Origin of the sequence: Arthrobacter sp. NPDC058288, assembly GCF_042880995.1 — a bacterium.
Taxonomy (GTDB): domain Bacteria; phylum Actinomycetota; class Actinomycetes; order Actinomycetales; family Micrococcaceae; genus Arthrobacter.
Window position 1 is genome coordinate 40,360 of sequence record NZ_JBHVYH010000009.1, and the last position, 12,043, is coordinate 52,402.

The 12,043-nt window shown below is 66.3% G+C and carries 13 protein-coding genes and 3 tRNA genes; 13 read left to right on the forward strand and 3 right to left on the reverse strand.

Going from position 1 to position 12,043, the window contains the following annotated elements:
* The first annotated feature begins 66 nt into the window (after positions 1-66).
* From ACFVWT_RS19680 to ACFVWT_RS19715, 8 genes are all read left to right on the forward strand, one after another.
* Positions 67-378, forward strand: a complete 312-nt coding sequence (locus ACFVWT_RS19680) for a hypothetical protein (RefSeq protein ID WP_390250822.1) — start codon at positions 67-69, stop codon at positions 376-378.
* Between the two features lies 1 nt (position 379).
* Complete coding sequence (locus ACFVWT_RS19685; RefSeq protein WP_390250824.1) at positions 380-1,381, forward strand: FAD:protein FMN transferase; 1,002 nt, start codon at positions 380-382, stop codon at positions 1,379-1,381.
* Positions 1,374-1,931 carry a ferric reductase-like transmembrane domain-containing protein gene (locus ACFVWT_RS19690; RefSeq protein WP_390250826.1) on the forward strand — a complete coding sequence of 186 codons (558 nt, stop codon included), beginning with the start codon at positions 1,374-1,376 and terminating at the stop codon, positions 1,929-1,931. Before ACFVWT_RS19685 ends, ACFVWT_RS19690 begins: the two co-directional genes overlap by 8 nt.
* A complete protein-coding gene (locus ACFVWT_RS19695; RefSeq protein WP_390250828.1) occupies positions 1,928-3,184 on the forward strand; it encodes an NADH-ubiquinone oxidoreductase-F iron-sulfur binding region domain-containing protein in 1,257 nt (418 codons plus the stop codon). Before ACFVWT_RS19690 ends, ACFVWT_RS19695 begins: the two co-directional genes overlap by 4 nt.
* Complete coding sequence (locus ACFVWT_RS19700) at positions 3,181-3,441, forward strand: ferredoxin (RefSeq protein ID WP_390250830.1); 261 nt, start codon at positions 3,181-3,183, stop codon at positions 3,439-3,441. Before ACFVWT_RS19695 ends, ACFVWT_RS19700 begins: the two co-directional genes overlap by 4 nt.
* A gap of 51 nt (positions 3,442-3,492) precedes the next feature.
* Positions 3,493-5,379, forward strand: a complete 1,887-nt coding sequence (dnaG, locus tag ACFVWT_RS19705; RefSeq protein WP_390250832.1) for a DNA primase — start codon at positions 3,493-3,495, stop codon at positions 5,377-5,379.
* A gap of 102 nt (positions 5,380-5,481) precedes the next feature.
* Positions 5,482-5,554: transfer RNA gene (locus ACFVWT_RS19710), tRNA-Asn, on the forward strand.
* Between the two features lie 126 nt (positions 5,555-5,680).
* Positions 5,681-5,753, forward strand: a tRNA-Asn gene (locus ACFVWT_RS19715).
* 59 nt (positions 5,754-5,812) lie between these two features.
* Here the strand turns inward: ACFVWT_RS19715 and ACFVWT_RS19720 are convergent.
* The 3 genes from ACFVWT_RS19720 to ACFVWT_RS19730 all read right to left on the reverse strand — a co-directional run bounded on the left by ACFVWT_RS19720 (position 5,813) and on the right by ACFVWT_RS19730 (position 7,739).
* On the reverse strand, positions 5,813-6,223 hold the full coding sequence (locus tag ACFVWT_RS19720; RefSeq protein ID WP_390250834.1) for a hypothetical protein: 411 nt from the start codon (positions 6,221-6,223) through the stop codon (positions 5,813-5,815).
* A gap of 66 nt (positions 6,224-6,289) precedes the next feature.
* Complete coding sequence (locus ACFVWT_RS19725; RefSeq protein WP_390250836.1) at positions 6,290-6,469, reverse strand: hypothetical protein; 180 nt, start codon at positions 6,467-6,469, stop codon at positions 6,290-6,292.
* Positions 6,470-6,515: 46 nt separating this feature from the next.
* Positions 6,516-7,739 carry a multidrug effflux MFS transporter gene (locus ACFVWT_RS19730; protein ID WP_390250838.1) on the reverse strand — a complete coding sequence of 408 codons (1,224 nt, stop codon included), beginning with the start codon at positions 7,737-7,739 and terminating at the stop codon, positions 6,516-6,518.
* A 184-nt stretch (positions 7,740-7,923) separates the two neighbouring features.
* On the opposite strand from ACFVWT_RS19730, the gene ACFVWT_RS19735 reads away from it, so the two are divergent.
* The 5 genes from ACFVWT_RS19735 (at position 7,924) to ACFVWT_RS19755 (ending at position 11,876) form a co-directional block, all read left to right on the forward strand.
* Positions 7,924-8,781: a phage holin family protein gene (locus ACFVWT_RS19735; RefSeq protein WP_390250840.1), complete on the forward strand. Its 858-nt coding sequence runs from the start codon at positions 7,924-7,926 to the stop codon at positions 8,779-8,781.
* Positions 8,782-8,832: 51 nt separating this feature from the next.
* Entirely contained in the window at positions 8,833-9,456 is a 624-nt protein-coding gene (locus tag ACFVWT_RS19740; RefSeq protein WP_390250842.1) for a CDP-alcohol phosphatidyltransferase family protein, read from the forward strand.
* Entirely contained in the window at positions 9,456-10,361 is a 906-nt protein-coding gene (locus tag ACFVWT_RS19745) for a DMT family transporter (RefSeq protein ID WP_390250844.1), read from the forward strand. Before ACFVWT_RS19740 ends, ACFVWT_RS19745 begins: the two co-directional genes overlap by 1 nt.
* Positions 10,362-10,469: 108 nt before the next feature.
* Positions 10,470-11,666 carry a glycosyltransferase gene (locus tag ACFVWT_RS19750; RefSeq protein ID WP_390250846.1) on the forward strand — a complete coding sequence of 399 codons (1,197 nt, stop codon included), beginning with the start codon at positions 10,470-10,472 and terminating at the stop codon, positions 11,664-11,666.
* A gap of 136 nt (positions 11,667-11,802) precedes the next feature.
* A tRNA-Ile gene (locus tag ACFVWT_RS19755) sits at positions 11,803-11,876 on the forward strand.
* Positions 11,877-12,043 lie beyond the last annotated feature (167 nt).

Here is a 12,043-nt window from a genome sequence, read left to right on the forward strand (position 1 = left end):
AGAATTTACACAGGAAGCGCGAGGAGTATAGAAGGACAGGCAGACCGCAAGGGACGGGAGCAGGTCATGAGTACCCGCAACAGGGGCAAGCGCTTGGCCAGCGGCATCACCGCGGCCATCGGCGCAGGCAGTCTCGCGACAGCCGGCGTTGCCGCCGCCGCGATCTATTCCGCCACGCCGGCAGTTCTTTCCAAGGCGAATTCCACCACTTCGACGTCGCAGGCTCCGGAAGGGCCGTCCTCAAGCGGTTCCTCATCAGGCGGCTATTCGGGCAGTGCCCAGGACAATGGCGTTCGCCGCCAGCGCGGTGACGGCGGCGCCAGCCCTGTGCGGCCGGGCAGCGGCGGCTTCACCCACGGACAGTCGTCGGGATCCTGACATGGACGGGCAATCCACCTGGACTGTCTGGGGGCTCGATGCCGGCCTTACCGTCACAGACCGGGCCATGCTGCCGGAAGCGGAACGGATAGTACAGCGCATCGTGGCCGACGTGGACCTGGCCTGCAGTCGGTTCCGCCGCGATTCGGAACTGATGATGCTCCAGCCGGACATGGCCGCCGGAGTCACTGTCAGCGACACCCTCCGGTTCCTCATCGAATGCGCCCTCACTGCAGCGCAACTGACGGACGGCGACGTCGATCCGACTCTGGGCGCCGACCTCGATGCCCTGGGGTATCCCCGCGGAATCACCAGCGTGCCGCTGAAAGCCGGCAGTGCGGGCCCGTCCTCCCCGCCCGGAAAGTCGTTGCCGGGAGAACACCTCCCCGTGGAACCTTCGCCGGCTGCCGGCCGTGTTCCGGGCTGGCAGCGCATCACACTCGAAGGACACACTCTGACCGTTCCTGCCGATCTCCGGCTGGACCTGGGCGCAACAGCCAAAGCAGTTGCGGCAGACCGTGCCGCCGCCGAGGTGTTTGGCCGCCTGGGCTGCGGGGCCCTCGTCTGCCTGGGCGGAGACCTGGCAACCGCAGGACCGGGGCCGGCAGCGTCCGTGCAGCCGGGCGAGTGGCAGATCCTCGTCCAGGACCTGCCCGCCGACCCGGACCAGCACATTGCCCTGGAACCAGGATTCGCACTCGCCACCTCCAGCACGCAGAAGCGGCGATGGAAGCACGCCGGAACCGACGTCCATCACATCCTTGACCCCCGCTTCGGGCTGCCCGCCGCCGCCGTCTGGCGGTCTGTCACGGTGGCAGCCCCCACCTGCCTCGAGGCCAACGCGTTCAGCACCGCGGGCGTTGTCCGGGGCACCGCCGCCCCCGCATGGTTCACGTCCGAAGGCATCCCGGCCCGCCTCGTGGACCGGCAGGGACGCGTTGTTGCGGTTGGCGGCTGGCCGGCGGAGCGCTACGTCACGGGGGCAGGTGTGTCCCGTGGATGAGGCGATGTGGGCCTTCGGGCGGGCCAGCGGGTTCATAGCCTTGGCACTGTTCACCGTTTCCGTGCTGCTGGGAATCCTCAACCGGTCCGGCAGGCCGCTACTGGTGCTGCCAAGGTTTTCCATCAGCATCCTGCATCGGAACATCGCACTGCTGGCGGCCGTGTTCCTGGCCCTGCACGTCGGATCCCTCCTACTTGACTCCTACGCCAAGCTGCGCCCGGTGGATGTCGTGGTGCCCTTCATGGGGTCGTTCCGGCCGTTCTGGCAGGGACTGGGGACGGTGGCCCTGGATCTCGCGGCCGCCGTGACGGTGACAGCCCTTCTGCGGCACCGGATCGGGCAGCGTTCTTTCAAGGCCGTCCATTGGCTCAGCTACGGCGTCTGGCCGGTGGCGATGGCCCACGCCATCGGAAACGGCACCGATGCCGGCAGCGCCTGGTTCCTCCTCCTGGCGGCGTTATCGGCGCTTGCCATTGCGGGAGCCGTGGTTTGGCGGCTCTCGGCAGCCTTCCTTGAAACGTCCAAAGCCCGTGAAGGAACCGTCCTGTGAAGCCTTTCCCTGACGAACTCGCACAACACCTCCCGGCCGCAGGGCATCAGCTGTCCCGGCTGCTGGCGGCAGGTCCGGACCCGGCACTGACAAGGCATCTGGAGACCTTCGGCTCTCTGGACACCGACGCCATGACGTCCGGATTCCTGCCTGTGCTGGAGGCGGCAGGCCTCACCGGGCGTGGCGGCGCGGCCTTCGAAACGTGGCGCAAGGCCATGTCCGCAGTCCAGTCCGGACGGAAAGGGCTGCTTCCGGCCCGGCCGGTGGTGATTGCCAACGGGGCCGAAGGAGAACCGCTCAGCTTCAAGGACCGGACGCTTCTGGCCCATGCGCCGCACTTGGTGATCGACGGCCTGCTTGCACTGACCCGGACGCTGTCCGCCGGCCAGATGTGGATGTATGTCACTGCTGCCAGCATTCCCGGTCTGCGGCGGGCCCTCTCCGAGCACCCGGGTGCGCGTCGGATAGAGGTGGTGGAAGCACCCGAAACGTTCATTTCCGGCGAGGCGAGCGCCGTCGTCAACAGGATTGCCACCGGTTCGGCCTTGCCACTGGACCAACGCCGCCGCCTCAGCGAAGCTGGACTCAACGGCCGCCCGACGCTGGTGGTCAATGTCGAAACCCTCGCGCAGGTCGCCCTCATCGCCAGGTACGGGGCGGAATGGTTCCGCGAAGCGGGTACCCCCACAGACCCGGGCACCCGGCTGGTGTCGGTCTCCGGCCCGGCTCCGGTCCGTGATGTTGTCCTGGAGGTACCCGGCGGGGCCAGCCTGCCGGGAGTCCTCCGCTCCGCCGGCGCCGACCCGGATTCCGTGTCCGCTGTCCTGGTTGGCGGATACCACGGCCGCTGGGTCCGGCCGGGCCCGTATATGCTCTCGCCCACCGGACCCGCGGACCGCACGGTACGACCGGGAGCGGGCGTTATCCACGCCCTGGGTGCTGATGACTGCGGGCTCCAGGTCACCGCCCGGATTGCCTCCTACCTCGCCCGGGAATCTGCGCGTCAATGTGGCCCCTGCATGTTCGGCCTGCCGGCCATGGCGTCGGTACTCAACCGCATCGCCGCCGGGGAAAGGAATCCCCGGCTTCCGGGCGAACTGGACCGTCTGGCCAGGCTTGTCTCCGGACGCGGGGCGTGCCGGCACCCGGACGGAACAGCCGGGCTGGTCGGCAGCGCACTGGAAGTCTTCGCCGACGACGTCCGGGCGCACCTGAACGGCCGATGCATCGGACCCGGAGGTGTGGCGGCGTGAATACCATCCTTCATATCGACTGGACACGGTGCGACGGGCGGGGCCTATGCACCGAACTGCTCTCCGGGGTTCTGGACCGGGATGACTGGGGCTATCCCGTTGCGCGCGGGCGGGCCGGGCGCCAGCGAACTGACGTTCCCCTGGCGGCGGCCGACCTCGACGCGGCGCATGACGCCGTCGCTCTTTGTCCCATGCTGGCCCTTAGCCTGCAGGACGGGGACCGGCGCGGGGGCGGGCCGGGGCCCGCCAGACGTTGAGCAGCAACGGCCAGGACGCCGGTAGTTCTGCACGGGGACTAGGATGGCTCTGTGGCTGGGCTGATCAAACGAGAAGATATTGACGAAGTACGCCAGCGCACGGACATCAAGGAAGTCGTCGACGGCTACGTGACGCTCAAGGGCGCGGGGCTGGGATCGTTCAAGGGCCTGTGCCCGTTCCACGATGAGCGCTCGCCGTCGTTCACAGTCCGTCCCCAGGTGGGCAGGTACCACTGTTTCGGCTGCGGCGAGGACGGTGACGTCATCTCCTTTGTCCAGAAACTGGACCACTCCTCGTTCCATGAGGCCGTGGAAAAGCTGGCGGCCAGGATCGGCTTCGAACTGCGCTACGAAGACGGCGGCACGGGCCCCAGCCGGGAGGACGTGGGCAAACGCCAGCGCCTCCTGGACGCCCACAAGGTGGCGGACGAGTTCTTCCGCGCCCAGTTGCTGACTCCCGGCGCCGCCGAGGGCCGCAACTTCCTGCACGGCCGTGGTTTCGACCGGGCGGCCGCTGAGCAGTTTGGCGTCGGCTACGCCCCGCAGGGCTGGGACGCGCTGCTCAAGCACCTCCGCGGCCGCGGCTACACGGATGCCGAACTGAAGCTGACGGGCATGTTCTCCGAAGGCAACCGGGGAATCTACGACCGGTTCCGAGGCCGCCTGATCTGGCCCATCCGTGACATCGCCGGCGACACCATCGGCTTCGGCGCCCGGAAACTGTACGAGGACGATCAAGGCCCCAAGTACCTCAACACTCCGGAAACCACGCTCTACAAGAAATCCCAGGTGCTCTATGGCATCGACCTCGCCAAGCGGAGCATCGCCAAGGAACGGCAGCTGGTGGTGGTCGAGGGTTACACCGACGTGATGGCCTGCCACCTGTCCGGGATCACGACGGCGGTGGCCACCTGCGGGACCGCGTTCGGCGCCGACCACATCAAGATCGCCCGGCGGCTGCTGTCCGACGACGGCACCGGGGGAGAGGTGATCTTCACTTTCGACGGCGATGCCGCAGGCCAGAAGGCCGCCCTGCGCGCCTTCGAGGAGGACCAGCGTTTCGTGGCGCAGACTTACGTCGCCGTGGAACCGACCGGGGCCGATCCCTGCGACCTCCGGCAGGCCCGGGGCGACTCCGCCGTTCGCGACCTGATCAGCAGCCGCCGTCCGCTGTTTGAATTCGCCATCAGGGCCTCGCTGAAGCGGCACAACCTCGACACTGTCGAGGGCCGCATTGCGGCCCTGCGGGAGTCTGCTCCGGTGGTGGCCCAGATCCGCGACGCGGGCATCCGCCCCGGGTATGCCCGCGAGCTGGCAGGCTGGCTCGGCATGCCCGTCGAAGAGGTCGGCCGCGCAGTGGCCGTCGCTGCCAAACGGGCTGCCCAGGGCGACGCACCCGCAGGCAGTGGAGCGGCGCCGGGCGTTGCCGAACTCCCGGCGTCGGGCGTTGTGCCGTCCTTCAACAGGCCGGACCCGAGGGACCCGGTGGCGTCCATGGAGCGCCAGGCGCTGGAAGTGGCGCTTCAGGAGCCTGCAATGCTGGCTGGCGGGACCTGGGACCGGTTCAGTGCGGCAGGGTTCCGGACCCCTGCCTACCAGGCCGTCCACGACGCCATGCGCGCCTCCGGGCCGGGACTGACCGGCGATCCCGTGCGATGGGTGGAGCAGGTGATGAACGAAGTGCCGGAGCCCCTCCGTCCGCTGGTCTCGGAGCTCGCCGTGGTGCCGCTGCCGGCCAGCAACGCTGAAGGCGTGCTCAGGTACTGCCGGGACATCCTCGCCCGGCTGTTCGAACTGCAGATCACCAGGGTCAAGGCGGACAAGATGGGGCAGCTGCAGCGGCTGGATGCCTCCTCCCACCCGGAAGAGTTCCAGCGGCTGAACCGTGAGCTGATGCTGCTGGAAATGGAACGCCGTTCACTGCGTTCCGACGCCTGAAAACCCGGACGGGATCCGGAACCGGCCGAGGGCGGACCCGGTCATCGTCGGTCCCGATTTCACTTACCTGCCGGGTCTTTGCTAGGCTAATACCCGCTTCATTCCTCCTTAGCTCAATTGGCAGAGCATTCGACTGTTAATCGAAGGGTTGCTGGTTCAAGTCCAGCAGGAGGAGCGCGCAGTCCCCGTTCCGGGTCACCGGAACGGGGACTTTTTTATACCCCGGCGGGGTATTCCCGGATGCTGTGGCAGCCGATTTCACATTGCGGCAGAACCTTTGCTAATGTCATACCTGCTTCATTCCTCCTTAGCTCAATTGGCAGAGCATTCGACTGTTAATCGAAGGGTTGCTGGTTCAAGTCCAGCAGGAGGAGCGGACGGGCCCCGTGGCCGGCGAACAGCCGGCCACGGGGCCCTTTTTCTGTTTCAGGCTTTAGACGAAATCCATCTCCACCTGCAGGAAGCGTTCTGCCTCGTCGATGGCGGCACGGAACGCTTCGTCCTCGGTGGGGGACTTCCGCGGCTCCCGGGGGTGCCACTCATGCGGCGCTGAGTGCACCCTGGTGAAGCCGCTGTTCGGCGGCGCATAGAAGATGCCGAACCGCTGCACCGGCCACTCCGGGGACGTTTCCGGGGCGACCAGGAGCGCCGCATTGTACGCGGGGTTGAACCACTGGGCAATGGGGCGGCGCCGGTCCTCAGTGAAAAGTCCGGCGGCGTACAGTGCCGCCGACTGCGGACTGGTCTGTGCGCACAACCGTTCCCACCACAGGGGCAGGATGCCGGTGTCGCACCGCTGCCATGTGGCCGGAAGGGGCGGATGATGCTGCTGCCAGTCGGGCACAAAACAACTTTATCGCGCGGGCAATTGCCGGAACAGGGCCACTAAGCCCGAACGCCCGGACACTTGTTAGGGCCGGTTCCAGGGCCCGGGATTGACCCGGTAGAGGAGCGCGGAACCGGCGATCGCGCCCAGGATGATGCCCATCGCCGGGTTTCCCATCGTCCGCCCGGCGAAGTATCCGGCGACGCCGCCGATCACCGCGCCGAGGAACAGCCCCCTGCGGTTGCGGTTAAGTCTTTTGGCCATGGCTTCAGGGTACCGGGACGGCTGCGGGTGCTTGTGGATGCAGGTACTAGTGGATGGAGGGGACCGTGCGGGGGCGGACCACCAGCCACAGTGCCGCCGCGGCCAGCAGGATGCTCGTGGCCTGGACTCCGCCCATGACGGTTGCCGAGATGTCGCCGAACCAGCCCACCACCGGGGAGACTATGCCGGCCATCATGAAGGTTGCTGCTCCCAGCAGCGATGCCGCCGTGCCTGCCTGCGCCCCGTGCTTGGAAAGGGCAAGGACCTGGACGCAGGGGAAGGTGAAGCCTGTGCCCAGGATGTAGAACCAGAGCGGCACCATCACGCCCCAGAGCCCCAGGCCGAACTGGTCGAACACGACAATCAGCACGGCCATCAGGAACATCCACGCGGTGGAACAGGCCAGGATCCACTGCGGGGGAACCCGCCTGATCACCCGGGAGCTGGTTTGCACGCCTGCCACGATGCCCAGCGAGTTGATGCCGAAAAGCAGGCCGTACTGCTGCGGCGAGAACCCGTACACATCCTGGAACAGGAAGGGGGAGGCCGAGAGGTAGGCAAAGAGCCCGGCGAAGTTCATGCCGCCGAGCAGCAGCAGGCCCACGAAGATCCGGTCCGAAAAGAGCAGTTTGTAACGCTGGCCCGCCGTCAGGCCGGATTTGCCCCGGAGTTCGCGGGGGAGGGTTTCGCGCACCAGGAGGATTGCGGCGATGATCACCAGCGTGCCGTAGCCGGCCAGGAAGTAGAAGATGCCCGGCCAGGGCATGACCAGCAGGAGCTGGGAGCCGATGACCGGTGCAAGGATCGGGGCCAGCCCGTTGACCAAGGCCATCCGCGAGAACATCCGCACCATGGCGTATCCCGTGAAGAGGTCCCGCACCATGGCCATGGCCACCACGCCGCCGCCGGCAGCGCCGATGCCCATCAGGACCCGGAACAATCCCAGCGTGGCGAGGTCCGTGGACAACGCGGCGCCGAGCGAGGCGCTGATGTGCAGGGCCGTGGCAAGGATCAGCGGAACCCTCCGGCCGAACTTGTCGCTCAACGGCCCCACCACCAGCTGCCCCAGGGCAAAGCCCACGGTTGTCCCGGTCAGCGTGAGCTGCACTTCAGCCTCGGACACCCCGAGGCTTGCCTCAAGGGCGGGGAACGCCGGCAGGTAGAGGTCGATCGTAAATGGTCCCAGTGCGGTCAGGGCGCCGAGAAGGAGGATGTACAGGATTTTCCGGTTGCGGCTCAGGGAGTCGCCCGGATTGGCGGGAATGCTCACAGGGACCAATCCTATGGCGCTCAGATCATACTTTTACAGCGTTGGAGGGCGCGCCACGGGTTATTAGCCGAAGATGGGGCCGAACCTGAATGATAGTTTTGTCAACGGGGAGTGTGTGAAGCCGCGCAGGCCCCCGGAATCCGACGGAATCCGAATCAAAGATGGAACCAGTTAGGCGGGATCGATGAGCGGACGACACAGCGGCCGGACAACTAGCGGACTGAGTATTGCGGCGCTGCCCAAAACGCTGAGGCTGGTTGCCAAACTCGCACCACGGCAGCTGAACGACGAAATCGCCCTCGCGAAGATCGAGCTGAAGCGCAAGGGCATCCAGGTCGGGGTGGCTGCAGCGTTCCTGGCCGTCGCACTGGTGTTTGTCGCCTTCCTCGTCACCGGACTCATCGTTGCGGCAATCATGGGGCTTGCCACCATCATGCCGGCCTGGCTGGCAGCCCTGCTCGTATGCGCCGTCTTCCTTGTCATCGCCCTCATCGGCGCGCTTATCGGCATGAGTAAATTCAAGAAGGCCATGCCGCTGGTGCCCGAGGACACGATCCGCGGACTCAAGCACGATCTCGGCATTGTGAAGGAAGGCTCGGAATTCGACCCGGCTGTCCTGGATCCGACCTCCGAGCAGGCCAAAGCCGCCAAGGCCGCGAAGGAAGCGAAGGCGGCTCAGGAAAAGGCGGAGAAGGAGGCCAAGGCCGCTGCCGAAAAGGTTGACGTGCCCGCCCCCACGGAAGCCGAACTCCGGAGTCGGCTGGACAAGCGCCGCCGGCACCTGACGGGCGTCCGCGACGAACTTGGCGAGGAGCTCGACGTCAAGACCCAGGCGCATCTCCTGCTGGTCGCCGCCGAAGCCGGCCTGAAATCCGGCAAGGCCCGCGCCGGCCAGCAGGCGGAATCCCTCAGCCGCTCGGCATCCAACCTGCTGAACCGCGCCGGCGAGAGCCAGGCCGGAGCGCGCTGGAAGCCGCTGGCTGCACTCGTGGCATCGGCCGCCGTCCTTGTAGTCCTCCTCCGCAAGCTCCTCAAAGGCTAGCGTCACCGGCACCACCCAGGCAGTCGAAGCGGGAAGGGAAGGAGGTTAGGGATGAAGTTCATCAACGCGGGCGCACGTCCGGGCCAGCGGCACGTAGACAGCGACGCCGTCTTCACCATCCCCAACATCCTGACGGTGGTCCGGTTCATGGGCGTTCCGCTCTTCATTTGGCTGGTCCTGTGGCAGAAGGAGTATGCCCTCGCCACGATCGTGCTGGTGATCATGGGCAGCACGGACTGGGTGGACGGGTACATCGCCCGCCGCTTCAACCAGACGTCCAGGCTGGGCCGGATCATGGATCCCGTGGCCGACCGGATGGCCCTCATTGCCGTCGCCGTCACCCTGGTGATCGCCGGGGTCGTGGAGTGGTGGTACCTGACGGCGCTGGTGGTTCCCGATGCCATCCTGATGGCCGTTTCGCTGTTCTATTTCCACAGCCACCCGGATTTGCCCGTCAGCCGGATCGGAAAGATCCGCACCGCGCTCCTGCTCGTGGGCACCCCGCTGCTGGTGCTGGCCAAGCTGCCCATCCCGCTGACCGAAATCTATTTTGTGGCGGCATGGGTCTTCCTCAGCCTCGGGCTGATCGGCCACTGGGTGGCCGGCTACAACTATTTCTGGGCCATCATCCGTAAGGGCAGGCTCAAGGCCGCGAACGACGGCGGACGCAGCTGATGGTGTGGCTCGCCGTCTTCCTGGCCGTGCTGGGCGCGTTTTGCCTGGCCATCGGCGCGCAACGCCAAGGCAGCGCGGTCAAAGCGGATACGGGAGGTCTTGCGCTTAGCACGCACGGATTGCTTCGGCTCATCCGCAATCCGCGCTGGGTCTTCGGGCTCTTACTGCTCTGCGCCGGTATGGCGATGAACGCCGTCGCCCTCGTGTCGGCGCCGCTAACGGTGGTGCAGCCGATCGGAGCCATCGCCCTGGTCATCACCACGGTCGTCAACGCCAAGGACCAGGGCCTGAGCATTAACCGGGCCACGGTGGTGGCCATCTCGGCGTGCGTCACCGGGTCAGCGATGTTTGTCCTGCTGGCGGTCAATGTGACGCAGGAAAACCATCATGTGAGTTTCGACGACGAACTCACCATCGTGCTGCTTCTCACCCTTGCGGTGGGCGTCTTCGGCACGCTGGCCCTGGTGTTCAAGCACCGGATGAGCGCCTTCATTTACATCCTCGGGGCAGGGGTGCTGTTCGGGTTCGTGGCAGTGCTGACCCGCATCATCGGCAAGCATCTGCTCGACCCCAACGGGCTGGCCCTGCTCAACGTGCAGTGGTATTCGGTAGTGGCCATCGCCGCGGCGGGCGGGCTGGGCTCGTGGTTTGTCCAGTCGGCGTACTCCGGCGGCCCGCCGGACCTCGTCATAGCCGGACTTACCGTCATCGACCCCATTGTTGGAATAGCCATCGGCATCACCATCCTGGGCGAACTCCGGCCGGATGTCCACGCCGTGCTGGCGATTGCCATGGGGGCAGCCGCTTCCCTTGCTATCGTGGGGGTAATCGCCCTCTCGCGGCACCATCCCGAAGTGACCAAGCGCAAGAAGGACGCGCGCAAGGCCGCAGGGCGGGTGTCCTAGGGGCGACTGATACCCAGACTTCACCAGAAGTCCCGGCGCGACAGCGCCGAGGGCCAGCCGGCCGCCACAGCAGCGCTGACCGCACCGTGACCACCAGGAGCTCTCCACGTGACCTTGCCCGACAGCCAGCAACCACTCACCATCCTGATTGCTGCGGACACCTACCCGCCCCACGTCAACGGAGCCGCGCAATTCGGATACCGGCTGGCCAAGGGCATGACCGCACGCGGACACGACGTCCATGTGCTGGCGTGCCGGCCGGACAAGGGCAAGAGCTACACCGAGTTCCGCGCGGAGGGCACGGTGCACCGGATCCGCTCGCATTCAGTTCCCACGCACGAGTACTTCCGCATTACCTTCCCATGGGAGATCAAGAAGGAGATCAGCCTCCTGTTTGACCGCGTCAAGCCGGACGTGGTGCACATCCAGAGCCACTACATGATCGGCGAGCACGTGCTCTACGAAGCCGAACGGCGCGGCGTGCGGATCATCGCTACCAACCACTTCATGCCGGAAAACCTGAACCCCTTCCTGCCGTTTCCGCAGTGGTTCAAGGACATCGTGGGTCGCATTTCCTGGAAGGACATGGGCAAGGTGATGGGCCGGGCTGACGTCGTCACCACGCCCACGCCGCTCGCTGCCAAGGCCATGCACCAGCACGCGTTCCTGCGCAAGGTTCTGCCGCTCTCCAACGGCATAGATTCGGCTGCCTATGAACTCCGCGAGGGCGAGGTCATCGAGCGGCACCCGTATCCCACCGTGCTGTTCGCAGGCCGCCTCGCTGAGGAGAAGCACGTCAACATCCTCATTGATGCCGTGGCCAAGACCCCCGCCGAGCTGAATGTCCACCTGGAGATCGTCGGCGGAGGCGAGGTCCGCGCCGCCCTCGAAGCGCAGGTGGCGCGGCTGGGACTGCAATCGCGGGTGAAGTTCCTGGGCCTGGCCAGCGACGCCGAATTGCGCGAGGCCTACATCAAGGCGGACCTGTTCTGCATGCCGGGAACAGCTGAGCTTCAGTCCCTGGTCACGCTGGAGGCCATGTCCGCGTCCACCCCGGTGCTGCTGGCGGATGCAATGGCGCTGCCGCACCTGGTGCGCGACGGCGAAAACGGATACCTCTTCACCCCCAATGACAGTGACGACCTCGCCGCCAAGATCACGCGGGTCCTGGAGCTTCCGGCCGAGGACCTCGCCGCGATGGGCAAGGCCAGCCGCTGCATGGTGGAGCCGCACAGTATCCAGGGGACGCTGCAGACGTTTGAAGATCTCTACCGCGGGGCCACTTACGACGACAAAGTGGTGTGATCCCGAAGCGGTGATCGCAACGTACCGCCAGGCGCCTGGAGCGCTGGTGCACGTAACAGGCGACTACTATTGCTAGAGTGTTTTTGCCCCGGATCTGCCGAGGCTCCCTACGGAGCCGGCGGTCCGCAGGGCGCACGGGGCTATAGCTCAGCTGGTTAGAGCGCGGGACTCATAATCCTAAGGTCCTCGGTTCAAGTCCGAGTAGCCCTACAAGAAGTTATCGCGACCGGCTTGCGGAGCCGGGCGCGTAGGCCGATTTGCCCCATCCAGGGAGCCGTGGGGGGGGGGGTGGGAAAGCCCCCCCGGGCGCTTTGTTTTTAGGGCCCCGGCGGGGCCCCCCCCGGTACGCCGGGGCGGCCACACACCCCCCCCCGCGA

What these genes read in the sequence shown, in the direction of transcription:
- ACFVWT_RS19680 (WP_390250822.1), top strand. Translation starts at nt 67, where the DNA reads ATGAGTACCCGCAACAGGGGCAAGCGCTTGGCCAGCGGCATCACCGCG.
- ACFVWT_RS19685 (WP_390250824.1), top strand. Translation starts at nt 380, where the DNA reads ATGGACGGGCAATCCACCTGGACTGTCTGGGGGCTCGATGCCGGCCTT.
- ACFVWT_RS19725 (WP_390250836.1), bottom strand. Translation starts at nt 6,469, where the DNA reads ATGGCCAAAAGACTTAACCGCAACCGCAGGGGGCTGTTCCTCGGCGCG.
- ACFVWT_RS19735 (WP_390250840.1), top strand. Translation starts at nt 7,924, where the DNA reads ATGAGCGGACGACACAGCGGCCGGACAACTAGCGGACTGAGTATTGCG.
- ACFVWT_RS19740 (WP_390250842.1), top strand. Translation starts at nt 8,833, where the DNA reads ATGAAGTTCATCAACGCGGGCGCACGTCCGGGCCAGCGGCACGTAGAC.
- ACFVWT_RS19745 (WP_390250844.1), top strand. Translation starts at nt 9,456, where the DNA reads ATGGTGTGGCTCGCCGTCTTCCTGGCCGTGCTGGGCGCGTTTTGCCTG.